Origin of the sequence: Geodermatophilus obscurus, from assembly GCF_900143215.1 — a bacterium.
GTDB lineage: Bacteria > Actinomycetota > Actinomycetes > Mycobacteriales > Geodermatophilaceae > Geodermatophilus > Geodermatophilus obscurus_A.
On the sequence record NZ_FRDM01000037.1, the window covers coordinates 1 to 23,963 of the forward strand.

21 protein-coding genes and 1 pseudogene are annotated in these 23,963 nt (G+C 72.7%); 8 read left to right on the forward strand and 14 right to left on the reverse strand.

The genetic code is table 11. From position 1 onward, the window contains the following. Nucleotides 1-116 precede the first annotated feature (116 nt). Both BUB17_RS21040 and BUB17_RS28640 read left to right on the forward strand, forming a co-directional pair. The gene (locus tag BUB17_RS21040) at nt 117-1,376 is read left to right on the forward strand and encodes an IS256 family transposase (RefSeq protein WP_072920636.1); all 1,260 of its coding nucleotides are present in this window, start codon (nt 117-119) and stop codon (nt 1,374-1,376) included. A gap of 216 nt (nt 1,377-1,592) precedes the next feature. Next, complete coding sequence (locus tag BUB17_RS28640) at nt 1,593-2,375, forward strand: SDR family oxidoreductase (protein ID WP_141243133.1); 783 nt, start codon at nt 1,593-1,595, stop codon at nt 2,373-2,375. A 296-nt stretch (nt 2,376-2,671) separates the two neighbouring features. Here the strand turns inward: BUB17_RS28640 and BUB17_RS21050 are convergent, their stop codons facing one another. Beyond that, entirely contained in the window at nt 2,672-3,091 is a 420-nt protein-coding gene (locus BUB17_RS21050) for a hypothetical protein (RefSeq protein ID WP_208983552.1), read from the reverse strand. Nucleotides 3,092-3,110: 19 nt separating this feature from the next. Then, entirely contained in the window at nt 3,111-4,394 is a 1,284-nt protein-coding gene (locus BUB17_RS21055; RefSeq protein WP_072920638.1) for a flavin-containing monooxygenase, read from the reverse strand. Between the two features lie 143 nt (nt 4,395-4,537). On the opposite strand from BUB17_RS21055, the gene BUB17_RS21060 reads away from it, so the two are divergent. After that, entirely contained in the window at nt 4,538-5,743 is a 1,206-nt protein-coding gene (locus BUB17_RS21060) for a helix-turn-helix transcriptional regulator (RefSeq protein WP_141243134.1), read from the forward strand. An 88-nt stretch (nt 5,744-5,831) separates the two neighbouring features. Here the strand turns inward: BUB17_RS21060 and BUB17_RS27075 are convergent, their stop codons facing one another. The 5 genes from BUB17_RS27075 to BUB17_RS21080 all read right to left on the reverse strand — a co-directional run bounded on the left by BUB17_RS27075 (nt 5,832) and on the right by BUB17_RS21080 (nt 9,892). Beyond that, on the reverse strand, nt 5,832-6,002 hold the full coding sequence (locus tag BUB17_RS27075) for a hypothetical protein (RefSeq protein WP_175561442.1): 171 nt from the start codon (nt 6,000-6,002) through the stop codon (nt 5,832-5,834). Between the two features lie 117 nt (nt 6,003-6,119). Beyond that, the gene (locus tag BUB17_RS21065; protein WP_072920640.1) at nt 6,120-6,959 is read right to left on the reverse strand and encodes an ABC transporter permease; all 840 of its coding nucleotides are present in this window, start codon (nt 6,957-6,959) and stop codon (nt 6,120-6,122) included. Beyond that, nucleotides 6,956-7,834, reverse strand: a complete 879-nt coding sequence (locus BUB17_RS21070) for an ABC transporter ATP-binding protein (protein ID WP_244277408.1) — start codon at nt 7,832-7,834, stop codon at nt 6,956-6,958. The genes BUB17_RS21065 and BUB17_RS21070 overlap by 4 nt, the downstream gene beginning before the upstream one ends. Nucleotides 7,835-8,051: 217 nt before the next feature. Continuing rightward, a complete protein-coding gene (locus tag BUB17_RS21075; protein WP_072920641.1) occupies nt 8,052-8,459 on the reverse strand; it encodes a DUF3291 domain-containing protein in 408 nt (135 codons plus the stop codon). Continuing rightward, nucleotides 8,432-9,892 (reverse strand): MFS transporter, encoded by a 1,461-nt coding sequence (locus BUB17_RS21080; RefSeq protein WP_141243135.1) that lies wholly within the window; start codon nt 9,890-9,892, stop codon nt 8,432-8,434. The genes BUB17_RS21075 and BUB17_RS21080 overlap by 28 nt, the downstream gene beginning before the upstream one ends. Before the next feature lie 125 nt (nt 9,893-10,017). Between BUB17_RS21080 and BUB17_RS21085 the strand changes: the two genes are divergently transcribed. Further along, complete coding sequence (locus BUB17_RS21085; RefSeq protein ID WP_072920643.1) at nt 10,018-10,605, forward strand: TetR/AcrR family transcriptional regulator; 588 nt, start codon at nt 10,018-10,020, stop codon at nt 10,603-10,605. Between the two features lie 231 nt (nt 10,606-10,836). On the opposite strand, the gene BUB17_RS21090 is transcribed toward BUB17_RS21085, so the two are convergent. Next, nucleotides 10,837-11,412: a CGNR zinc finger domain-containing protein gene (locus BUB17_RS21090; RefSeq protein WP_072920644.1), complete on the reverse strand. Its 576-nt coding sequence runs from the start codon at nt 11,410-11,412 to the stop codon at nt 10,837-10,839. Nucleotides 11,413-11,442: 30 nt separating this feature from the next. On the opposite strand from BUB17_RS21090, the gene BUB17_RS21095 reads away from it, so the two are divergent. Then, nucleotides 11,443-11,844, forward strand: coding sequence for a RidA family protein (locus tag BUB17_RS21095; protein WP_072920645.1), 402 nt, complete (start codon nt 11,443-11,445; stop codon nt 11,842-11,844). Between the two features lie 44 nt (nt 11,845-11,888). Then, nucleotides 11,889-12,428, forward strand: coding sequence for a DUF1697 domain-containing protein (locus BUB17_RS21100; protein WP_072920646.1), 540 nt, complete (start codon nt 11,889-11,891; stop codon nt 12,426-12,428). Nucleotides 12,429-12,611: 183 nt separating this feature from the next. Here the strand turns inward: BUB17_RS21100 and mscL are convergent, their stop codons facing one another. The 6 genes and pseudogenes from mscL to BUB17_RS28645 all read right to left on the reverse strand — a co-directional run. Beyond that, the gene (gene mscL / locus BUB17_RS21105) at nt 12,612-13,022 is read right to left on the reverse strand and encodes a large conductance mechanosensitive channel protein MscL (protein ID WP_083606488.1); all 411 of its coding nucleotides are present in this window, start codon (nt 13,020-13,022) and stop codon (nt 12,612-12,614) included. A 201-nt stretch (nt 13,023-13,223) separates the two neighbouring features. Beyond that, nucleotides 13,224-15,368: a DEAD/DEAH box helicase gene (locus BUB17_RS21110; RefSeq protein WP_072920658.1), complete on the reverse strand. Its 2,145-nt coding sequence runs from the start codon at nt 15,366-15,368 to the stop codon at nt 13,224-13,226. A gap of 509 nt (nt 15,369-15,877) precedes the next feature. Next, complete coding sequence (locus tag BUB17_RS21115; RefSeq protein WP_083606492.1) at nt 15,878-16,774, reverse strand: formylglycine-generating enzyme family protein; 897 nt, start codon at nt 16,772-16,774, stop codon at nt 15,878-15,880. A gap of 35 nt (nt 16,775-16,809) precedes the next feature. After that, nucleotides 16,810-18,543, reverse strand: coding sequence for a sulfatase-like hydrolase/transferase (locus tag BUB17_RS21120; protein ID WP_072920648.1), 1,734 nt, complete (start codon nt 18,541-18,543; stop codon nt 16,810-16,812). Between the two features lie 271 nt (nt 18,544-18,814). After that, nucleotides 18,815-19,297, reverse strand: coding sequence for a creatininase family protein (locus BUB17_RS27995; protein WP_348537054.1), 483 nt, complete (start codon nt 19,295-19,297; stop codon nt 18,815-18,817). Nucleotides 19,298-19,310: 13 nt separating this feature from the next. Further along, nucleotides 19,311-19,568 (reverse strand): annotated as a pseudogene (locus BUB17_RS28645) (creatininase family protein); the annotation flags it as partial. 475 nt (nt 19,569-20,043) lie between these two features. Between BUB17_RS28645 and BUB17_RS21130 the strand changes: the two are divergent. Further along, the gene (locus BUB17_RS21130; RefSeq protein ID WP_072920649.1) at nt 20,044-23,193 is read left to right on the forward strand and encodes a M14 family metallopeptidase; all 3,150 of its coding nucleotides are present in this window, start codon (nt 20,044-20,046) and stop codon (nt 23,191-23,193) included. Nucleotides 23,194-23,549: 356 nt separating this feature from the next. Further along, a complete protein-coding gene (locus BUB17_RS21135) occupies nt 23,550-23,939 on the forward strand; it encodes an effector-associated constant component EACC1 (protein ID WP_083606489.1) in 390 nt (129 codons plus the stop codon). Nucleotides 23,940-23,963 lie beyond the last annotated feature (24 nt).

Here is a 23,963-nt window from a genome sequence, read left to right on the forward strand (position 1 = left end):
GAGTGGCGTCCACCAAGGTGGTGTGCGACGGCCCCGGTGAGCAGCGGGCCCCGTACGTGAAGGCGGCCACCGCGTGATCTTCTGGATACCTCTCACAGCCCCAGGAGTTCGACGCGATGACCGCTCCGAGCAGTATCGACCCTGCCCGCTTTCTGGACGAGCAGTTGGCCCAGGCCAGCCCTGATCTGCTGCGCCAGATGCTGACCACCTTCATCAACACCCTCATGTCGGCCGAGGCCGACGCGGTCTGCGGTGCGGAGTACGGCGCCCGCTCGGCCGAGCGGGTCAACACCCGCAACGGCTACCGGTCCCGGGACTTCGACACCCGCGCCGGCACGCTGGACGTCGCCATTCCGAAGCTGCGCTCGGGCTCGTACTTCCCCGACTGGCTGCTCGAGCGCCGCCGCCGGGCGGAGCGGGCGCTGACCACCGTGGTCGCGACCTGCTACCTGCTCGGGGTCTCCACTCGGCGGATGGAGAAGCTGGTGGAGTCCCTGGGCATCACCCGCCTGTCGAAGTCGCAGGTCAGCGAGATGGCCAAGGACCTCGACGCCCAGGTGGCCGACTTCCGGCACCGGCCGCTGGACGCCGGCCCGTACACGTTCCTCGCCGCCGACGCCCTCGTCCTGAAGGTCCGCGAGGGCGGCCGGGTGGTCAACGTGCACGCCCTGGTGGCCACCGGGGTGAACGCCGACGGGCACCGGGAGATCCTCGGCCTGCAGGTCACCAGTGCCGAGGACGGCGCCGGCTGGCTGGCGTTCTTCCGCGACCTGACCGCCCGCGGCCTGACCGGCGTGGCGCTGGTGACCTCCGATGCGCACCGCGGGCTGGTCGACGCGATCGGCGCGACCCTGCCCGGGGCGGCCTGGCAGCGCTGTAGAACGCACTACGCGGCCAACCTGATGGCGGCGACGCCGAAGGCGTCCTGGCCGTGGGTGCGAGCGTTGCTGCACTCGGTTTACGACCAGCCCGACGCCGCCTCGGTGCACGCCCAGTTCGACCGGGTGCTCGACGCGCTGGCCGACAAGCTGCCGCGGGTGGCCGAGCACCTCGAGCAGGCGCGGGCCGACGTGCTGGCCTTCACCGCCTTCCCCAAGGAGGTCTGGCGGCAGATCTGGTCCAACAACCCCTCCGAGCGGCTCAACCGGGAGATCCGCCGGCGCACCGACGTGGTCGGCATCTTCCCCGACCGCGACGCTCTCATCCGCCTGGTCGGCGCCGTGCTCGCCGAGCAGCACGACGAGTGGGCCGAAGGCCGCCGCTACCTCGGCCTCGACGTCCTCGCCCGCAGCCGCATGCGACCGGTCACCGAGCACACCACCTCCACCGGCGCCGAGGAGGTGACCACCCCGACCCTTCCGGCGCTCAGCGCCTGACCGACATGAAGATCACGCGGTAGCCGTCACACACCACGCCAGCGGGCTTGACCCGAGCGCGATCGTCCGACGACTGAATCGAGACGTGCCGGACCATCGCTGCCCCGTCGTCACAGCGGCAGCTGCGACCACCCCGACGCGCAGCTCTGAGCCTGCTCGCGTGGGACGAAACCGGCCCGGGCGAGCCCACAACCAGCCCTGACGGAGGGATGTGCGATGACCAGCGTGCTCGTCACCGGCGGCACCGGACAGCTCGGGCGCCGGGTGGTCCGCGCCCTGGCGGCCGACGGCCACACGGTGTGGATCCTGACCCGGAGCCCGGCCGCGCCGCCGGTGCCCGGCGCCGAGCTCCTGGTGGCGGACCTGAGCACCGGAGCCGGTCTGCGCCATGGGGTGGCCGGGACCACCGCGATCGTCCACTGCGCCACGGACCCCGCGGAGGTCCCGGACGGTCGACGTGGAAGGAACCGAGCGGCTGCTGGAGGCCGCCTGCGACACCGGCCGACCGCACGTCGTCCACGTCTCCATCGTCGGCATCGACCGAGTCCCGACGGACTACTACCGGTCCAAGCTGGCCGCCGAGGAGGCGATCGGGCGGTCCGGGCTCCCGTGGACCGTCCTGCGCACCACCCTGTTCCACGGCTTCGTGCTGCAGCTGCTCGACCGCATGACCGAGCTGCCGGTCGTACTCGTGCCGCGCGGGTGGCGGGTCCAGCCGATCGACGTCGACGAGGTCGCCGGGCGACCGGCCGACGCCGTCGTCGCGGGCCCGGTGGGCAGGCTGCCCGACCTGGGCGGACCGGACGTGTTCCCCATGGTCGACCTCGTCCGGGACCGCATGTGCGAGGCACCGCGTCGACGGCCGGTCCTCGAACTCCCCTGGCCGGCGCGTTCGCCGCCGCCCTGCGAGCCGGCGCGAACCTCGTCCCGGGGAACCGCAGCGGTGGCCGCACCTGGCGGGAGTTCGTCGCCGGCCGGCCCCAGCCCGCGGAGAGGTGACGACCATGACGACCAGCACGGACGTCCTCGTCGTCGGCGCCGGTCCGACCGGGCTCACGCTGACCTGCGACCTGCGCCACGATCTGAGGCGCCGTCACGGTCGGGTGGGGCCGTACGCACTCAGGCAGGACCGCACTCAGGCACGACCTCGGCCGCCGCTGGCCGGCATCGGCGGTCCTGGCGCCCTGACGCCGACCGAGCGGTCGGCGCCGATCGCCCGGTCGACATCAGGAGCCGACGGCCCTGGCAGCCCCGGGTGGGCAGGCCCGTTCTGCGGCAGTGCGTGACCCCGCCGATCAGGGCGACACCCGCGTCGTTCCGGGATGTTCGTCGAGCACGTCGAGGTCACGGAAGGCGAGGGGACCTTCCGCCAACGCGGCGGCCTTCTCGGCCAACGCGGTGGTCTCGGGGAGCCGGGAGTTCTGCATCGCCGCCTCGTAGGAGTCGAAGAAGGCGATGACGGTCACCTGGTGGGGATCGCTTCGGTCCCGGGTCAGGATCGAACGTCGGAGGGTGGCCGTTCCTTCAGTGGCCCGTTCCCACTTCTCGTAGAGGGCCTCCAACTCCTCGATGTCCCTGCTGCGCATCTCGACGATCTGGATGAAGCTCATCGCATTCTCTCTTCTCGTTGATCTCGGGCTGGCTGGTGGAAGTTCCTCCGGCCAGATGAGGACGTTCTGGAGGTGGATGCCGGCGCAGGTGTTCGACGTGCTCACCGACGGGATGGGACGACACTCACCGGCTGCCGACCGGAGCCGGTTCAGGCGGCAGTTCCGACTGCGCTGCAGGACTGGGCAGTTGCCGACCGGTTGCGCCCTCGCGAGTCGACGGGTGGTCGCGGTGGGACGTCCAGCGGCGGCCTGGTCCGGTCCGGCGGTCGATGGCCGTGGCGAGGCGTCGAGCCTGGCCGCCGACTGCGCCGATCTGGCCCGGTCCGGCACGGAAGCCGATGAACCACAGACCTGCCGGGGTCTGGCCGGCGGTCGCGCCGAGCGGACGCCCCCGGTCGTCGAGGACACCGAGGTGGCCGAGGAGGGGTGCCAGCCCGGTGCGGTACCCGGTGGCGGCGATGACGGTGTCGACGTCGGCCCGGTTGCCATCGGCGAGTTGAGCACCGCGCTCGTCGAGCGCGGTGACGCCCGCGACCACCTGGAGGCGGCCGGCCCTGATGGCGGTCAGGACGTCCCGATCGACGACGGCGGGGGCTTCACCGGTGCGGGCCAGGCGCTGGAACGGGCCCTCGACAGGGGCGGGGAGCCCGTGACCGGTGAGGTCGCCGACGACGAGACGCCGCAGCAGCGCCATCTGGGCGTCGGCCACCCGGGGCGGGACACGGAGCAGCAGCATCGCGGCCGGGTCACCGGGTAGACCGCCGATCGAGCGCAGCAGGATGTTGGGCGGCGTCCGGACGGCGAGCCGGACCCGTCGGGCGCCGCCGTCGGCCAACTCCGCGGCGATCTCCATCCCGGAACAGCCGGCTCCGACGACGAGCACGTCGCGGCCCTGGAAACCGGCCGGGTTGCGGTAGGCGGCGGCGTGGACCAGGTCGCCGAGGAACCGGCTGCGGCCAGGCCAGTCGGGGATGAACGGAACCTGCAGCAGGCCGGTCGCGACGACGACGTCGGAGGCCACGAGCTCGCCGCGAGGTGTGCGCACCACCCAGCGGTGGCGCGGCCGGCAGCCGTCGTCCTCGGGTCCGACCGGATCGATCCGGAGCACCGGCGTGCCGAGGCGGACGTCGAGTCCGTGGTGGGCGGCATAGGCCTCCAGGTACCGCACCATGTCGTCGCGGCTCGGGAACATGCCGGCGCCGCGCGGAAACCGCAGGCCAGGGAGCTGGGAGAACGGGCGACTGGTGTTCAGCCGGAGCCGGTCGTGGCGACCGCGCCAGGGCGCTGCCAGCACGTCGGCCCGCTCCAGCACCGTCACCGGGATCCCGCGGCGCTGGAGTTCGGCCGCGGTGCCCAGCCCGGCCGGGCCGGCTCCGACGACCAGCACGGGCTCACGTTCCTCGACCACGGTTCCTCCTCGACTGATCCGTCCCCGTCGGTGCTCAGCGTGGGAGCAGCCACCGCGCGCGGGCCATCCCGCACCTGCGGGGGTTCTGGCCATCCCGCCGGGCGGGGTGGACACCACCACCGGAGCGGCGGACCGTTGCCGGAGTGGGACTCGTCCCGGCGGATTCGGCCCGGCGTGCCGCGAGAAGCGCCATCACCCGGCTGTGCGCGGGCGGTCTGCCTCCCCTTGAACTGCTCCAGCAGGTCGCCGAGCGGGTCCGCGCCGCGGTGCCGTACGTGTCCGCGGGCTGGCAGCTGACCGATCCCGCGACCCTGCTCGGCACCAGCGGGTTCGCGGTGGACGTCGACCCCGCAACCCACCTGCAGCTCATCGAGAACGAGCTCACCGGCGCCGACTTCATCCCGTTCACCCTGGTCGCCCGCTCCCCGGCTGCGGCGCTCACCCTGTCGGCCACCACCGGCGGGCAACTGGACCGCAGCGCCCGGTACCGGACCATCAACGCCACGAACGGCTGGGGCGACGAACTCCGCGCGGTGTTCCGCTCCGGCGGTGCCGCATGGGGGCAGGTGTGCCTGGCCCGTGCAGCCGGCGAACCGGCCTTCGGTCCGGACGACACCGCGTTCCTCACCGCCGTCTGCGGGGAGATCGGGGACGGCCTGCGCAGCGCGCTGCTGCTGGACAGCGCCTGCTCCGCTGCGCCCGGACGAGCCCCCGGCCTGGTGGTGCTCCAGGACGACGGTTCGGTCGAGGCCGTGTCCGACGACGCCGTCCACTGGCTGGCGGAGCTGCCCGACGAGGGCCTCGAGCTCCCGCCGGTGGTCTACGAGGTGGCCCGGCGTGCCCGGTCGCTCGCCGACACCGGTCGCCCCGGACTCCCCGCGCGGGCGCGGGTCCGGGTGCCGTCGCAGCACTGGCTGGTGCTGCACGGGACCCGGCTGCGCCCGGTCGCATCCCGGCAGCCCACCACCGCCGTCGTCGTCGAGCAGGCCCACCGCGCCGAACTGGTGCCCCTCATCGTGGCGGCCCACGAGCTGACGCCCCGGGAGCGCGAAATCACCGAGATGCTGGTGCGCGGCCTGTCGACCGCCGAGATCGCCGCCACGCTGTGGCTGTCCCCGTACACCGTCCGCGACCACGTCAAGGCGGTCTTCGGCAAGCTGGGCGTCCGCAGCCGGCCCGAACTGACCGCCATGCTGTTCCACGAGCACTACGCGGCCGGTGCTCAGAGGGCAGCGGCGACCCCGAGTCGGGCCGCCTCAGGCGATGGGCACCGCCCCGAGCCGATCGACTCCGGCGACGTCGGTCGGCGGCAAGCTGCACGCTTCCGGGACGCGATTCGGGCGCCGTGACGGCTACGCGCACCGAAGAGCCTGCCACCGAGGCGGTCCCGACGTCCGCACTGGCCCGACGTCCTCAGCCAGGCGACACCGACGTCCGTCAGTGGCCGACCGGGGAGGCTGTGCCCGCCCGGGAGGACGCCCGAAGCGCATCCGTCGGCGACGCGACCAGCGCCTCCAGCTGCACGTCGACCGACGGGGCTGGCTCTTCGTCCGCCCAGTACAGCACCCTGGCGGCGAGCCCCTTCACGAATCGGAGCAGCATCCGCACGACTGCCCTCCTCTCCCCAGGGAGAATCAGAACGCGTAGGGCCCGGACCGGCCAGGCGTCGAGCCGCGTGCGGCCGCGGCGTGGCCGCCGATCGGTCCGGCACTCCCCGGTCGCCGCTCATCGGTCGTCCCCGCGCCAGTGGAAGGTGCGCACGCAGACGAGGACGCCGGCGACCAGCCAGGCCGCCAGGACCAAGGCGGTGGATCCGTGATCCCACGTGCCGGTCGGCTCGATGGCGGCGGCGTCGTCCGGCAGGAAGACGGACCGCATGCCCTGGGTCATCCACTTCAGCGGGAAGACGGCGGCCACCTGCTGCATCCACCCCGGCAGCTCGGAGAAGACGATGAACACGCCTGAGAAGAACTGCAGCACGACGGCGAACCCCGGGATCCCGGCGCCCGCCGCCCGGGCACTGCCGACGAAGGACGACACCGCGATGCCGAGCACCGTGCCGGCCAGCATGCCCAGCAGCACGACCCAGGCGAAGGTGGCCCAGCGTCCGGCGTCCTCGGGCAGGGGGACGTCGTAGGCCAGCGCGGCCACACCGAGGAGCAGCGTCAACTGCGCGGCCGTGGCGACCACCACCTGGCCGGCCTTGCCGATGGCGTACGCCAGCGCCGGAGTGCCGAGGGTCTGGAGCCGGAGGAGGTCGCCGCGCTCCCGTTCCTCGGCGATGGCGGTGCCGACGCTCTGGAAGCTGGTCAGCATGACCCCGGTCGCGGCGATGCCGGCGAGGAAGTACTGGTGGGAGCCGACTCCGGGTGCCACCTCCTCCTCGCCGAAGATGGAGCCGAAGATCACCAGCATCACGACCGGATACGCGAAGGAGAACGCCACCTGTCCGGGATCGCGGCGGAACAACCGGAGTTCGAGCCCGACGCGGGCCCGGCCGATGCGCGCCGCGCTCGGCGGGGCGGGGCGTCGGCCGACCGGCTCGTCGGTCGCGGCGGCGGTCATCGGGAGTCACCTCGGCCGATTCCCGAGCGCACCGGGCCCGGGGTCGGCGTGGTGGCGATGAGCCGCAGGTACACCTCCTCCAGCCCGGGGCGGGTGACGGTCAGGCCGGGCACCTCCGTCTCCGTCGCGGCGGCGAGCAGGCGGCGCAGCAGCGCAGCCGGGGTCGGCGTGACCACCTCGCGCTGCATGCCGTCCTCGGTCCAGCGCACCGTGGCCTCGCGTCGCAGCCGGGCACCCAGACGGTCCGGTGGGGCCACCTCCACCAACCGGCCGTTGACGATGACCCCGACCCGGTCGGCGAGATGCGCGGCCTCGTCGAGGTAGTGGGTGGTCAGCAGCACCGTCGTGCCGGCGTTGCGCAGTTCCTCGACCAGGGTCCAGAACTGCCGGCGCGCGGCCGGGTCGAGACCCGTGGTCGGCTCGTCGAGGAACAGCAGCTCCGGCTGGCCCTGGACGCCGAGAGCCACCTCCAGCCGCCGGCGCTGCCCCCCGGAGAGCCGGTCCACCCGGGTGTGCGCCGTCCCGGTCAGACCCACCGCGTCGACCAGCTCGGCGCCGTCGCGGACCAGAGCGTGGTAGTGCGCGTAGTGAGCGATCGTCTCGGCCACGGTGAGCGCGTCGCCGGCGCTCGTTCGCTGACCCACCACGCCGATCCGGTCCCGCCACCGGCGGCTGGCGACCGCGGGATCCTCGCCCAGCACCGTCACCTCACCGGCGTCCCGGCGGCGTAGCCCGGCCATGATCTCCACCGTCGTGGTCTTGCCCGCCCCGTTCGGCCCCAGCAGGGCGAAGCACTCCCCGCGACGCACGTCCAGATCGACACCGTCGACCACGGTGCGCATGCCGTAGCGCTTGACCAGCCCGCGCACGCGCACAGCCGGTCCACGTCGGAGCGCGGGCACACCGGGCGGGTGCGCAGGCTCGGCGACGCGGTCCCTTCCACCGACCGGGGCGCGGAAGGCCGCTGAGGTGTTCACGTTCCCTGCTCCCGTGCCATCGCTGCACTCCCCGGTGGGTCGTCCGGAGCCAGGAGGGCTCGTCATGGCTGCGCCACGTCCGTGCGCAGTCCCCCGACCGACGGGTGGCGGCGGTTCACGGAACCGCACCTGGGGGCGGCCCGTCGGGCTCGTCGTCGGCCAGCCGCCGGACAGCGTCAGGCCACCTCACCGGCAGCTCGTCCGTCGCCCAGAAGACGAAGCGCGACGCGGCCATCCCCGTGCGGTGCCGAACCATCGTCGTCCGGTGGGGTTCGGCCCGGACGAACGCATCCAGCGCCGCGCGGTCCCGCCACGCCGACATCGTCCGGAAGGTCCGGTGGAGGGGCCGGGCCTCGAGCGCGATTCCCAGCGCGCCGTCCGCAGTCATGACCTGCCGGCGGATCCGCAGCGCGTCCAGCAGGAAGGACGGCGTGCGCCTGACCTGGGTGAGGTGGAACTCCGAGGCCATGACGAGAGCCGGCCCCTGCCGCACGTCTACGGTCGTCCAGGGCAGATGGACCATGGGGACTCCTCAGTTGTCGCCTGCTGGAACCGGGCTCCGCGGGGCACGTTCCCCGCACCCGGTCGAAACGCCGCCTCTGGCGGTCCGCTTGCGATTTCCGACAGTCGGCCCAGGCCTTCCGGGCGCCCGGCGGAGACGCCGTTCGCGCCAGGGCCGTCGCGCACGTCCGGCTCGCTCGCCCGTGCCACGGGGATGCGACCGTCCGCCGGACCGACCGGCTCGGAGTCCTCGACCGCGGCATCGCCGCTCGGCGCCGGACCGGCCTCAGGCAGTCGACCGGCCAGCCAGGCCAGTGGCACAGCGAGCGCGCACAGCCCCGCCCCGGCCACCACGGGAGCCGAAGCTCCGTAACCGGTCAGCGCCCAGCCGCCGACCAGCGACCCGGTGGCGATCCCGATGTTGATCGCGGACGCGGGCAGCGTGGCGGCCAGTGCGCGCCCCTCGCCGGCCAGGTCGAGCACGCGGTGCTGCACCGAGGGGACGAGGCCGAACCCGATCAGCCCCCACGCCAGCAGCGCGAGGACGACGAGTGCAGGGACGCTGCCGACGACGTAGAGCGAGGCCAGGACCACGACGAGCAGCACGCTGCCGGCCAGGATCGTCCGGCTCGCCGCGCGATCGGCGAACCGGCCCCCACCGAGCACACCGACCGCGGTGGCCACACCGTAGGCGAGCAGGAACACGCCCACCACGGCGCCGGAGACGCCGCTGCGGGCCGCGAGGAACGGCGTGAGGTAGGTGAGCGCGGCGTACTGGCCGGCGAACAGCAGCAGCCCGAAGCAGAGGACCAGGAGGACCCGAGGCGCGAGCGCGTGCCGGAGCTGCGCGCGGGCCGGGGCGGCGGAGGCCGCGACGGGTGGAACCGAGTCGGCCAGCACACCGAGCGCGAGTACGCCGAGCCCGGCAGTGACCAGGAACGTCTCCCGCCAGCCCAAGACCTGACCGACCAGGGTGCCCTGCGGCACGCCGACGGCCGCGGCGACGGCGATCCCGCCGAGCACGACCGCGATGGCGCGTCCCGCTCGCTCGGCGGGCACGATCGACGTCGCCACGGTGAGCGCCACCCCCACGATCAGGCCGTGCAGCGCGCCGAGGAGCACCCGGGCGACCAGCACCGCGGCGAAACCGGGCAGCGCAGCGGCGAGGACGGTGGCGGCGAGGTAGGTCACCGTCGCGGTGAGCAGCAGCGCGCGTGGCGGGATCCGGATGGTCACGGCCGCGAGCAGCGGCCCGCCGACGGCCAACCCGATGGCATAGCTGGTCACGAGGGTCCCCGCTGCGGCGACCGACACCTGCAGGTCAGCCGCCACCACGTCGATCACACCGACGACCACGAGTTCGGCGGTGCCCATCACGAACGCGACGAGGAACAGCCCGGCGAGGACGAGCCGGGTGCGAGGAAGCACTGTCGGCACTGCAGCGGTCGAGATCACGGTGATCTCCTCCCGACAGGGACCGAACGGTCCGGGACCGATCGGTCCCTACACTGAGGGAGGTCGGGGGTCTACGTCAATGAGATGGACCGATCGGTCCGTTATATTTCTCGCGGGAGGTCTCCATGGCACGTCGACCGGCACCGGACACCCGCGAACGCATCCTCGATGCCGCGGACCGGTTGTTCTACGCCCACGGCGTGAACGCGATCGGCGTGCAGCAGATCGTGGACGAGTGCGGCCTCGGCAAGAGCCTGCTCTACCGCGAGTTCGGCGGGAAGGACGAGCTGGTCGCGGCCTACCTCGACCGCCGGCGCGGTCTGTGGGACCGGCTTCTCGAGCAGGAACTGACGCCGCTGGCCGGTGACCCCGCCGGGCAGCTGGTGGCACTGGCTCGGATCGCCGCCGAGCAGACTGCCTCCCCCGAGTACCGCGGGTGCCCCTACCGGATCTGTGACGCCGAGCTGGCCGACCGTGGGCATCCCGCGGTCGCGGTGACGGCCGACTATCTGAGCAGCGTGCGCGATCTGGTGCGGCAACTCGCCGGCCAGGCCGGCGCCGCGGACCCGGACACCCTCGGCGAGCGGGTCTGGCTGATCATCGAGGGTCTCTATGCCAGCGCGGCGCACCCTGGCGGTGAACGCGCGGCCGAGGTGGCTGTGGCGCTCGTGCAGGAACTCGTCGACAGGGCGGTGCGGGCCGAGGTCCGCTGACTGCCACAGGACGTCACGGACCCGGATCAGGCCCGGATGCCGTGCCGAGCGATTCGACGAGCGAGGTCTGCAGCCGAATGCGTGGGTCGCTACAGGATCTGGTGGACCCGGTACGCAACGCCGCCGTCCACGAGGTAGCCGTAGCCGGTACAGATGATGTCGTCGAGCCAGGCGTACGGCTCCGATCGGGGCCGAAGCGGTCCGCGCAGCCGTCGCCGCTGCTCCCCGACGTCACGAGCGCGACCGGTGCGCCCTGACCTTCGCCCGGTTGCCGCACGTCTCCATCGAGCACCAGCGGCGCTGGCCCGGCCGGCTGGTGTCGAGCAGGAGCAGGCCGCAGTTCTCGGCGGCGCAGACGCGGATCCGGCGGGCGAGCGCACTGCTGAACAGGTCGACCGCGTCGCGGGCAACGCTGGACAGCGCGGCGGCGGTGGTCGGCGCGACGATGGTGGTGCCGCCGTCCGGGCGCAGCGCTGGTACGAGCGGAGGGACGGCCGCCGCTGCGTTCACGGTCGCGATGTCATCGGGGTGCGGCGGGTCGATCGGGATGGGTGCGGAGCCTTCGGCGAGGCCGTAGGCGATGCGGGTGAGGGCGGTGCGCAGCGGCCGCATCGCCGCCAGATCGGCCTCGGTCGCAGGCAGAGGAGGCAGCCCGAGGATCACGCCCAACAGGCGACCGAGATCGTCCGGGTCGTCGACGATCTCGAACCGCGCCAGCGCGCCCTCGCCACCCGTGTGCACCAGGTCGAGGCAGGAGCGGCCGGTGCGGAAGCGACGACGGAGATCGGCCGGTGACCCTGGTTGCACCTAACCAGTATAACCGGTTACCGTCTCGCCATGACCGCGGTCAGGCACATCAACCCCCCAGAGCTGCACTCCAGCCCCGCCTTCAGTCAGGTCGTCCGCGTGCCGGCCGGTGCCGACACGATCTACGTCGGCGGCCAGAACGGCGTCGCACCGGACGGCACGGTGGTGGGCGCCGGCATGGCCGAGCAGAGCCGGCAGGCCTTGGCCAACCTGCGCACGTGCCTCGAGGCAGCAGGCGCCGCCGTGACGGACGTCGTGAAGTGGACGATCTTCTACGTGGAGGGCGCCGAGGTCCTCGCGGGCCTTTCGGCCTTCGGCGAGTTCTGGCCGCGCGACGCCGCCCCGCCCGCGATCACGGTGGTCGAGGTGTCGGACGTCGGACCGCCCGGCGCGCTGCTCGAGATCGAGGCGGTGGCCGCAGTCCGCAGCTGATCCAGAGCCACGGAGGACGGTCGGAGCGGAAGGGGGCACAACGCATGCGGTACGTGGCGCTTCTGCGCGGCATCAACGTCGGCGGCAGGAACAAGGTACCGATGGCGCGCCTGAGAGAGGTCTTCCAGGAGGTCGGCCACACCGACGTCCGCACCTACATCAACAGCGGCAACGTCGTGTTCGAGTCGCCGCGTCGGCACGCGGGTGTCCTCTCCCAGGACCTCGAGGCGGCATTCGAGACCGAGTTCGGGTTCCCCGCGCGGGTGCTGGTGCTCCCGGGATCGACGGTCAAGCAGATCGCCGCCGCACTGCCCGGCGACTGGGCGCGGAACGAACGATCATCGTGCAACGTCTTGTACCTGTTGCCCGAGCGAGCGTCCCCGAAGGCGCTGGAGGAGTTCCGCTTCGATCCCGAGTACGAAGACGCCCGGTATTGCGCTGGAGCGATCCTGTCGCGAGTCGATCGCGCCCACATCGGTCGCAGCGCGGTGCACAAGCTGATCGGCACCGAGCTCTACTCCCACGTGACCATCCGGAACTGCAACGCCGCCCGCAAGCTCGCAACCATGGTCGACGCCGTCTGAAGCAAGGCGTGGCCGGCGGACGAGCAAGACGGCGGAGGTCGCGGGTGGACGAACGCGAGGCACCTGGCTCGTGGTGAGGCCGCCTCCCCGCAGCTCCCCGGGCTCGACACCTCCGACGCTCACCGGGGCGGAGCGGCCCACGTGGGGAGACGGCTCGCCCCCTCTCGAGCCCGGTGGGCGGGGTCAGCGGACGATCGGATCGATGTCCCGGGTGCAGAACATGCACACCGAGGCGTCCACCGGGATGAAGCTCTTGCAGTGGTCGCACTCCCTGTTGCCCTGCGCGCCGGCGGTCTCGCGGCCGGTGGCACGCCGGATGGCCTGCACCAGGAACATGATCGTGACCGCCAGGAGCAGGAACGAGACCAAGGCGGTCAGGAAGGACCCGTAGCGGATCTCCGCGCCGTTGGCCGTCAGTACGAGGGCGTCGAAGTCGGGCTGGCCGAAGATCGCTGCCACGAGCGGCAGGATGACGTCACCGACCAGTGACTCGACGACCGTTGCGAAGGCCACCCCGATCGCCAGGCCGACGGCCAGGTCGACGAGACTGCCGGAGAAGGCGAAGTTCCGGAAGTTGCGGAGCAGGGTGCGCACGGGCCCTCCTTGCGGTTCGGCGCGAAGCGTAGAACCGGCCGGGCGTCGCGTCGCCGACCGGTGTCTCGGGAGCCGGCGGTGGACGGCTTCCACGGCGCGGTGCCCACGTCCCCCCGGGCCCCCGGACCGGAGCCCCCCGCGGTCGGGCGACCGCGAGGGGCTCCGTCGCTGCTCGACTCGTCCCTGCTCAGCGCACGTCGGTCAGGCCGCGCCTGACTGCGGCACGGCCGACAGCGCCTCGGTCAACAGCGTGACCAGTGCCTCGAGCTGCACGTCGGCCGACGACGGGACCTCCTCGTCCGACCCGTCGAGCGCCCGGGCGGCGAGCCCCGCCTTGCTGTCGATCAGCTCCGCGATCCGGGCGTCGATGGTCTGCGCAGCGATGATGCGCCACGCGGTGACGGGCTCGGTCTGACCGATGCGATGGCTGCGGTCGATGGCCTGGGTCTGCTCCGCATCGGTCCAGGACAGCTCGGCGAGCACGATGTTCGAGGCGACCTGCAGGTTCAGGCCCACGCCGGCCGCGGTCAACGAGCAGACCGCGACGGCGACCTCCGGGTCGTCGACGAAGGCGTCGATGTTCCGCTGCCGCGACGCGGGCGACTGGTTGCCACGGATCGACGAGAACCGGACCCCCTGCCGGGCGAAGGTGTCCTCGGCGGCGTCCATCACGTCGACGTGCTTGGCGAAGAAGACGACCTTGCCGGCGCTGCGGGCCAGCTGCGCCGCGTAGTCCGCGGCGAGGCCGGCCTTCGCCTGGCCGATACGCCGCACCATGCTGAACACGTTCTCGCCGGCCTGCGCGGTGGTCGCGTCCTTGAGCTCCCACCGCGCCACCCGACGCACGAGGTCGTGGTCGATGCCCCCGACCACGGCGGCGGCCGAGCGGTTCGCGAGCGCGGTCTCGTACCGCGCCACCATCCGGCGGGCGAGCTCCCGCTCGGCCGCCCGGATCGACCGGCCGGCCGGCCCGTCCAGCTCGACGGGGAGATCGGCGATGCGGCGGGCGGGGATGTCGGCGGCCACGTCGACCTTGCGCCGGCGGACGATCCCGAGGTCGATCACGCGCCGGCGGGCGACGGCGTAGAAGCCGGGGTCGGCGGGCGTCAGGCCGGTGTCCTCGAGCGCGTCCATCAGCTCGCCGAGCGGCTTGGTGTCGTCGATCCAACCGAGGAACTGCCAGATGGCACGGAAGTCCTCGATGTCGTTGATCAGCGGGGTGCCGGTGAGGGCCATCAGCAGGGGCCGCGGGGTGCGGGACCGGATGCGGTCCGAGAGCTCCAGCACGTGCTGCGAGCGCTGGGACGTCCTGTTCTTGATGAAGTGGGCCTCGTCGAGGACCATCCCGCGGAAGCCCAGGTCGCCGAGCCAACCCACGTGGCGGTCGAGCACCTCGTAGTTGACGACGATGATGTCGGCGAAGCCGTCGATCGTGTCGCCGTCGCCCTGGACCACGGTTACCGCGCGGTGGGGGGTCCAGCGGCCGGCCTCCCGGGCCCAGTTGGTCTTGACGACGTTCGGCACGACCACGAGCAGCGGGTAGGCGTTCGCCGCGTCCGCGGCGAGCAGCGCCTGGGCCGTCTTGCCCAGACCCGGCTCGTCAGCGAGGAGGAAGCTCCGGTGACCGGCCGCGGCCGCGGCGACGAGCTGGGCCTGGTGCGGCATCAGCGCCAGACCCTCCACCGCGCCCCGCGACGACGGCGCGGGGAGGCGCATGCACGCCGAGTCGCCGCCACCGGCGCGCTCGAAGGAGCTGAGGAGCGGGCCGATCAGCTCCCAGCCGGCCAGGCGGCCCGGACGGGCGGTCCGCTCCCGAGCAGCGGAGAAGTCGGGTGCGAGGAAGGGGTTGGCCATCTGCCGGGAGAGCACCGACTGCGGCACGACGCGGCGCTCAGGAGTCGCGGGCGCAGCCGGGGTCTCCGTCGGCGGGGCCTCCTCGGGCGCCGGCTCGACGCCGGCGGCCCGCAGCATGTCCCGCTTGAGCGCCCGGGCCGCATCGGAGGCGACGGCGTCCTCGGCGAGCAGCGCCAGCAACCCAGCGTCTCGCACAGCGGTCGTCGCGAGGATGGTCGCGATGCCGTCCAGTCGCTTGAGCTGCTCGGCCCGACGACTGTCGCTGCCGGACGCCTCGGCCTGGACGCGGGCGCGCTCCTCGCGCAGCAGCAGGGCGACGGCCTGGAACTGGGTGCGCACGGCAGGCGTCACACGGCCGCGCTGGGTGGCCGCCTCGACCTCACGGACGGCTCGAGCGAGCACCACGACGACGTCGCCACGGGGGCGGACCCGTCGCTGGTTCCGCGGGGCGGTCCGGCGAACGCGCGCCTTGCGCGGGCCTGGTCGTGCCACGAACTCCTCCTCTGGAATGCCGGCCTCGGTGGCCGCGGGCAGCATGCCGCACGGTCCCGCGGACGGGGCGCACCGTGCCCCGGGGCGAGGGCCTGGTCCTCCGCACGCCCAGCCGACCTGCGGATCTCCAACGATCGGCGCCGCCGGCCTCAGCGGGCTCAGGGGGACCTGGAGCCGCCGGGGTTGGGCAGGTGATCACGGACCGAGGAAGTCGACGCCGGACGACCGGCCTCGGTCTCGTCGTCGGTACCTCGCTCATGTCAACGCGTGCGAGGGCGCAGGATTCCCGGCCGGTCGTCCGCTTGAGTGAAGACGGCCGGAACCGGTGAGGGCAACGACGGCTGGGGCGCTCGAGAAGGGGCGAGCAGATCGGCGAGCAGCGAGCGCGCAGCCGTGTGCGCGCGGAGCGAGTCGCCCCTCGGACGAGGCGATGGGAAGCCGACCGTGGATGCGACGACCACGGCCGTCACCCCGTCCTCGCATCGTGGCCACCAGGAGATGGGCGGGTCCTAGCCGATGTCCAGCGCACACCTGAACCCGATGTGCGTCGTGGCGGAGTCGCGCTCCTGGGGTTGCCGGGCGGCGGGCCGGTAGCGCAGGCAGTACTCCGGTGCGCACAGGTGCGATCCGCCCTTGACCACGAAGGCGTCCCGCGGGTGCTCCGGGCCCGTGTGCGGACGGCGGGGGTCGTCGGGCACGCAGCACGGGGAGGCGACCGCCCCGGGGTGGGAGGCGGTCCAGCGATCGGCGGTCCACTCCCACACGTTGCCGATCAGGTCCACCGCACCGTAGGGATTGGCCGGATAGGTGCCGACGGGTGAGGTGGTCGGCCACCCGTCCTCCCCGGTGTTCCAGTACGGGAACGGGCCCTGCCACGTGTTGGCGAGGTGGCGGCCGCCCGGGCACCGCTCGCCGCCCCAGGCGTACACCGTGTCGCCGGCGCCGCCCCGGGACGCGGACTCGTGCTCGGCCTCGGTCGGCAGCCGCCGTCCGGCCCAGTGCGCGTAGGCCTGCGCGTCCTCCCACGACACCTGGGTGACCGGATGGTCGGAGCGGTCGTCGAGCACGGTGCTGCCGGGTCCTTCGGGGGATCGCCACGAGGCGCCCGGCACCCAGGACCACCACCGCGACGGGTCCCGCAACGGGACCGGGCCGGCGGAGCCGGTGAAGACCAGCCCGCCCGGCACCAGCACCCGCGGATCCACGCCGGGGTGGTCCCGCGGATCCGGCGTCCGCTCGGCCACCGTGACGTAGCCGGTGGCCTCGACGAACCGCGCGAACGCAGCCACGGTCACCGGCGCACGGTCCAGCAGGAACGGCGACACCCGCACCGGGTGGGCCGGGCGCTCCTCCGGGTAGAAGTCCTCCGAACCCATGGGAGAGGTGCCGCCGGGGATCGGCACCATCCCCGGCGGCACCGCCATCCGGTGCGTTGCCGAGCTCAGGACCCGTGCTCCTGCTGTCTCCGGTTCGCCGGCCCGGGCTCGGCCGGCTGTCCTCCGGCCGGGGCGCCGGCCTCGACGTCCTCCAGGTGGTAGCGCACCTCCCGGGTGCCGAACAGATCCAGGTCGAAGGGGCACTCGTCCTCGCCCAACTCGGAGTCGACGAGGTGCACGAGCTTGCCGAGCATCGACGCCACGAGCTCCTCGTCGTAGTCCGGGTGGTCCTGATCCCCGATGTTGCGCAGTTCGCCGGGGTCGTCCACGAGGTCGTAGAGCGCCACGTCGGAGGTGGCGTGCAGCTGCTGCACCGTCCGGGGGGTGTCGTACTGGGTCGGCGAGAACCAGCGCACGAGTTTGTAGCGACCGTCGGACACCGCTCGGAAGAAGGTGCGCTTGTCCATGTCCGGCGCCCCGTAGGTCTGCCCGGCCCGCCGGCAGTCCTCGAGCGTCTTGTCCGGGCCGTTCCCCAGCTGGGCCAGCTCCCCCAGAGCGCCTTGGACGGCCCACTCGGGGTCGAGCATGTTGAGTCCGTCCCAGCTGACCAGGGCGCCGTCTCCGGGATCGGAGGTGGAGCCGCGCGGCGGGACCGCGCGCCCGGGGTCCTCGAACACGGGGCGGAGGTCTCGACCCTTCAGTGCCGGGTAGCGCTCCCGGAGCTCGGTCTGGTCCACACCGGCCCACGACAGGAAGGTGGTGACCAGGTCCAGGTGGGATCCGACGGCGTCCGAATGGACACCACTGGGTTCCCCCGGCGTCACCACCGTCATGTTCACGATGGACGCCTCCTGGAAGGGGATGGCTCCCTTCTGGGTCATGCGGTGCCCGCCGTTCATCTCACCGTGGTCGGAGGTGAACACCACCACGGTGTCGCGCCACAGGTCCTGGCGGTCGAGCTCGTCGAGGATCTGCTTGAACGCCTGGTCGACCAGCCGGAGACAGTTGATCAGGTAGGTCCGGCGCGCCTTCCAGAGATCCTCGCGACCGTCGGGGATGCGGCCGTAGTTCCACTCGACGCTGCGCTTGTAGGAGCGCACCCCGAACGGCTGCCCGACGAGGTCGTCGGAGAAGTTCGCAGGCAGTTCGACGTCGTACTCGCGGAAGAAGCCGAGGTCCTGGGCCGGGTGGGTCAGCGGGGCCAGCGCGCCGTTGACGTGCGCCTCTTCGTCCTCGCCCGCGCGCAGGAACATGATGTCGTGGGGGTTGACCATCGAGGAGACCAGGAACCAGGGCTGGTCGGTCGGGCGCTTGTGGCGCAGCCAGTCGACGGTCTCGAAGGCGACCGTGCCGTCGAGCTGCGCGCCGTGCAGCGGTCCGCCCCAGTTGTCACCCCAGGCCTGGTAGTCGGAGAAGCCGTAGCCCTCGAGCGCCTCCGTCGAACGGGCGGGGTGGGACAGGTGCCACTTCCCCTTGAATGCGGTGTAGTACCCGTGTTCCCGCAGCATGGTGCCGACCGTGGGGATCGCCTCGTCCAGGACGTCGGTCCACGCGAAGTTGGTGTTGTCCCAGAGGCCCACGTCCTTGGCGTGCCGGCCGGTCCACATCGTGGCCCGGGACGGGGTGCACTGCGGCACCGTGCAGTACTGGTTGCCCAGGCTCACCCCGGCCCCCACCAGTCGTTGGATGGCCGGCAGGTCCACGCCCGGGGGCAGGTCCATGTGCACGTCCCACTGGTCCATGCACAGCACGAGGATGTTGGGGCGTCGCCGCGGATCTCCCGCGGTGTCCTGCGTCATGGGCTCTGCCTCTCGGATCGGCGGTCGAAGGCGTCGGCGACGGCGGCGGCGGCGGGGGCGGGGATCAGGACGGAGAAGGCGCTGCGCGACCCGCTGCGCCTGGGCAGGCTCGGTGACGTCCGCGACCTCGGCGCACGCCTCCCCTCCCTCCGCCCGGACCTCCTCGGCCAGCGACCGGAGCCCGCTCCACGCGACCGGCAGCCCACCGTGCGCGGCTGCGGCCGGGCTCCTGCCACGCACGCCATCGGCCTGGTCGGTGCGTGGTCGCCGGTCACGACTCTCCCGCGCCGGCCTGCATCCGGTGGGTGAAGTGAGCGGCGATCATGTCCGCCACCCGCTGCACGCAGAGTTCCCCGATGGCGTCGGAGAGCCCGTGCGGGTCGCCCAGGACCCCCGTGTCCGAGAGGGCTCGGATCCCGCCGGTGAACAGGCGCTGCAACACCTCGTCGTCCACGGGCCCGGTGTAGCCGCGGGCGAGCTGGTCGGTCCGCACTGCGCCGGGTCGCAGGTAGGAGTACACGGAGGACTCGGCGACGTCCGCGTGCCCGCCGACGTGGCCGGGGTCCCCACCGGCGTCCACGACAGCCGATCGCCAGACCTCGATGAGGCCGTGCAGGTCGGAGAACACGATCACCCGGCACTCCGGACCCACGCGCTCGTCCAGCCGCTCCGCCATCTCGGCCAGTGGCGCGAAGTTCCCGCCGTGCGCGGAGAAGCAGAGGATGGTGCGGAAACCGTGCGCGGCCAGGCTCAGGCAGTAGTTCGGTGCAGACGGCCTCGAACGTGGCCGGCTGCAGGCTGATCGTCCCCGGGAAGCTCATGTGGTGCGGCGACACCCCTACGCGGATCGTCGGGGCCACCATCGCCGTCCCGAGCCGCTCGGCGACCTCCTCGCCCAGGCGTTCGGCGTGCACGGCGTCCACGTCGAGTGGCAGGTGGCGGCCGTGCTGCTCCACGGCTCCGCACGGGACGACGACGTCGCGTCGTCCCTCGGTGAGTGCCGTCTGGATCTCTGCGGACGTCATGGTCTCGAGCAGCACGTGTCCTCCGGGTCGTCGCTGGTGGGCATCGATACGCCGGACTCCCGCACGTCACCACGCGGACGACGGCCTCGATCTCGACGGCGACGCCGAGGGGCAGCTCGGCGATGCCGGTGGTGGACCGGGCTCCGCGGCCGACCGGGGCGATCGCCACTGCGGCACCGTAGCGGCACGTCCTTCGAGCGAAGCGGTGTTCGGAACGCCTCCTCGGACACCCGCTCAGCGATCACCGCAGTCGGCCGGGCAGCGCGCCGGCCGAGGGACGGAGACGGCGCCGGAGCCCGAGCCCAGCGCCACTCACCACGCAGTGTGACCGGATATGACCGCTGCGGCAGCACGCCCCGGACCCGCTCCCGCCTCACCCGGGCGCGGGCGCCGAGGTGGGACGTGGGGGCTGCCGTGCGCGCGTCATGCAGGGCAGTCTGTGCCGCTCCCCTGCCACGAGCTTTGGACGGTCGACATGGTCCGTGCGGCTGAGCGCTCCTCCGGCGGGCCCGTCGCCGCCCTCCTCACGATCCTGCTGCTCGCGCTGGGGCTGGTGGTCGGCACGCCGACCGCCGCCACCGGCGCACCGCCGGCCGGTGGCGGGGGGCCCGGCGCTTACACGGGCGACCTGACGCCCGAGCAGCTGGCCCTGGTGCTGGACAGCGGGCTCGACCGCCGCGAGGTGCTGACCGCGCCCGGCGGCGCCCCTGGTTCGGTACGGGTGGAGCTCGTGCTCGGCGAGCGCAGGGCGGATGACCTGATGGCGCAGGGCGTCCCGCTGCAGGCCCGGACGGCCGCCGCGCAGACCTCTGCGGCCACGGCCGGCGTCTTCCGTCCGTGGAGCGGTGCGGGCGGGTTGCGCGAGGAGTTCGTCGCGCTCGCGGAGTCGCATCCGGACCTGGTGGAGCAGGTCGTGATCGGCCGATCCGTCACCGGGCAGGAGATCCTGGCCTTCAAGGTCACGGCGGGTGCCGCCCGGCTGCCGGACGGACAGCGTCCCGCCGTCCTGTACGCCTCCGCCCAGCACGCGCGCGAGTGGATCACCCCGGAGATGACCCGGCGGCTGATGCGCCACGTGCTCGACGGCTACGGCACCGACCAGGAGATCCGCGGTCTGCTGGACCGCACCGAGCTGTGGTTCGTCCCCGTGGCGAATCCGGACGGCTACGACCACACGTTCTCCACCGACCGCTTGTGGCGCAAGAACCTGCGGGACAACGACGGTGACGGCGTGATCACCGAGGTCGACGGCGTCGACCTCAACCGCAACTTCCCGACCCGCTGGGGCTACGACGACGAGGGCTCGTCCCCGTTGCCGGACAGCGAGATCCACCGGGGCCCGGCGCCGTCGTCGGAACCCGAGACGCAGGCCCTCGACGGTCTTCTGCGCCGGGTCGGCTTCGAGTTCCTCGTCAACTACCACTCCGCGGCCGAGCTGCTGCTCTACGGCACCGGCTGGCAGGTCGCCACCCCGACGCCCGACGACGTCGTCTACGAGGCTCTGGCCGGCGACGACGCCACCCCCGCGGTGGCCGGTTACGACCCGGACATCGCCGCCGAGCTCTACACCACCAACGGGGAGACGACCGAGCACGCGCAGGAGGCCTACGGCACGCTGGCGTTCACGCCCGAGATGGCGACCTGCCAGACGGCCAGCGCAGCCGATCCCGGCGACGCCTTCGAGCCCGCCGCCTGCGGCAGCGTGTTCGAGTTCCCCGACTCGGAGCCGCTGGTCCAGGCGGAGTTCGGCAAGAACCTCCCCTTCGCGCTCGCGGTGGCCCGATCGGCGCAGGATCCCTCGGACCCCGTCTCGGTCGTGGGCCGCACGGTGCCGGACTTCGTGCTCGACCCGTTCGCCGTCTCCTACGGGACCCCGCAGACGGTCGCCGTCACGGCCCGGCGCGACCTGCGCGACCCCGAGCTGCGCTATCGGGTCGACGGCGGGCCCGAACAGCGCGCGACCGTGCGCGAGTGGGCCGGCGGCGAGCGCTACGGGGACGAGGGCGACACCTACTACGCAGAGCTCCGCGGGGAGGTCCGCGGAGCGAGCGTGGGACAGGACGTCGAGGTGTGGTTCACCGGCGTGCGACCCGGCCACGGCACGGTGACCAGCGAGCGGTTCAGCTACACCGTGGCACACGACGGCGGATCGGTCCTGGTGCTGGCCAACGAGGACTACGAGGGCTTCAACCCCGGCGAGCCGGGTGCCACCACCGCACCCCGGTACGCGCAGCAGTACGTCGACGCGCTCACCGACGCCGGGATCGACTCCGCCGTGTGGGACGTGTCCGCCCAGGGAGTGCCGCACGACCTCGGGGTGCTCGGCCACTTCGACAGCGTGGTCTGGTACCTCGGCGACAACCGGCTGACCCAGGACGCCGAGGACGTCCTCACCGATGTCCTCGGCGCTCCGCTGGAGGACGCGGCCGTCGCCGAGCGGCAGCAGTTCCTGACCCTCGCGGTCCGCGACTACCTCAACGGCGGCGGCACCCTCACGCTCGCCGGTGAGACGGCGGGCTACCACGGCGCGCTGGGCACGGGGCTCGGCGGCATCTACTACGGCCTGGACGGTGCACCCGAGCAGGACTGCGTGGTGACGGCCGACCCCTTCGGCGACTGCCTGCTGCTCGCGGACGACTTCACCCAGTACTACCTGGGCGCGTTCACCCGGTCGCCGCGTGCGGCGCCGGAGTTCCTGGACGGGACGGCCGCGCCGATCAGCGGCACCAGCACCGAGCTGGCAGCCACGCCCAGCAATCCGATCGACGAGGCCGGGACGTTCCTGCCGACGAGCGCCGTCCTGCCCGCGGGCCAGTTCCCGCAGTTCGCGAGTGCCGTGTCCGGCGAGTACCGGGGCGGCCCGCCGGGCAACCTCGAGACCTACGAGGGCGACTGGTTCGCCGCGGCGGCGCACTCGGACCGCTCGTACATGCGGCTCATCCGGACCGTCGACCTCACCGGCGTTCCCGCGGCGCAGACCCCGACGCTGCAGTTCGCGCTGTCCCATGACGTGGAGGCCGGCTACGACAACGTCATCGTCGAGGCCCACCCCGCCGGCACCGACGACTGGACGACGCTGCCGGAGGTCGGCGGGCTCAGCGACAGCGAACCGCCGACGGCATGCGAGGCCGGGGCCCTGCTGGAGCTGCACCCGTTCCTCTCGCACTACCTCACCGGAGGCGACACCTGCCAGCCGACCGGGACCACGGGGGCGTGGAACCGGATCACCGGCACGTCGGAGGGCTGGCAGCAGGTCGGCTTCGACCTGTCCGCCTACGCGGGCAGCCAGGTCGAGGTGGCGATCAGCCACGTCACCGACCCGGCCACCGGCGGGGCCGGGGTGTTCGTGGACCAGACGCGGCTGGGAATCGGTGGCACGGCCGTCGAGCCGGAGGGCTTCGAGAGCGACCTGGGGCCGTGGGCGGTGCCCGGTGCGCCCGAGGGCAGCCCGCCGAACGTCGGGGACTTCGAGCGTGCACAGTCCCGGGTCGGGGCCACGATCACGACCGAGGACACCGTGCTGCTCGGATTCGGGATCGAGCAGGTGCCGGACCCGACGGCCCGTGCGGCGCTCCTCGGGGGGATCGTGCGCAGCCTGATCCAGGCGTCACCGACGGCGGGCTGAGAAGCCTGTACCGCAGGCGTCGAGGAGTCCCCTCCGCAGCGACCGCTGCCCGTGACGTCGTGGCAGCCGACCCGGACCCCGACCGAGCATCGTGGTCGCGATGCCGTCTGGCGTGACCGGTCACGACCTCGGGGACGGCACCACTAGCCAGGCCTGCGCAGATGCTCCAGGTGTCCGCGGCTGCGTCCGCTGGGCGACCCGACTCGCGGGTGGCCTGTGCTCGACCGGCTCTGACCTCGCTCCGGTGACGTGATGGTGACGGGGTCCCCACTACGGTCCGGGCGCTGCTGACCAGAACAGAGCCACACTCGGGACTGCCCATGTCCCCATGAGGGCACGGAAGGGACGGACCCGGCATGAGCGACCGCCCATTGACCGCCTCGATCGAGGTGACCGGGCCGGCGGACACCGACGCGCAGGAGATGGACGAGCTGGCCCACAGCCTCCGGCAGGATCTGCTGGACGTCGACGGGATCGACGACGCTCGTCCCGCGACGGCGGGACCCGCCCCGACCGGCACCAAGGCTGGTGAGGCGTTGCAGGTCGGTGCTCTCGCGGTCTCGATGGCGCCGGTCGCCCTGCAGGGGGTGATCGACGTCGTCCGCCACTGGAGCAGCCGGCGGCCGGTGCGCAAGGTGAGCGTCACCATTGGTGACGACACGCTAACGCTGGAGGGAGCTACCGTGGCGCAGCAGGAACAGCTCGTCGCGGCGTTCCTCGACAGGCACGGAGATCGCGGAGAATAACCGTGAGCGGAGCGGGGGCAGCGC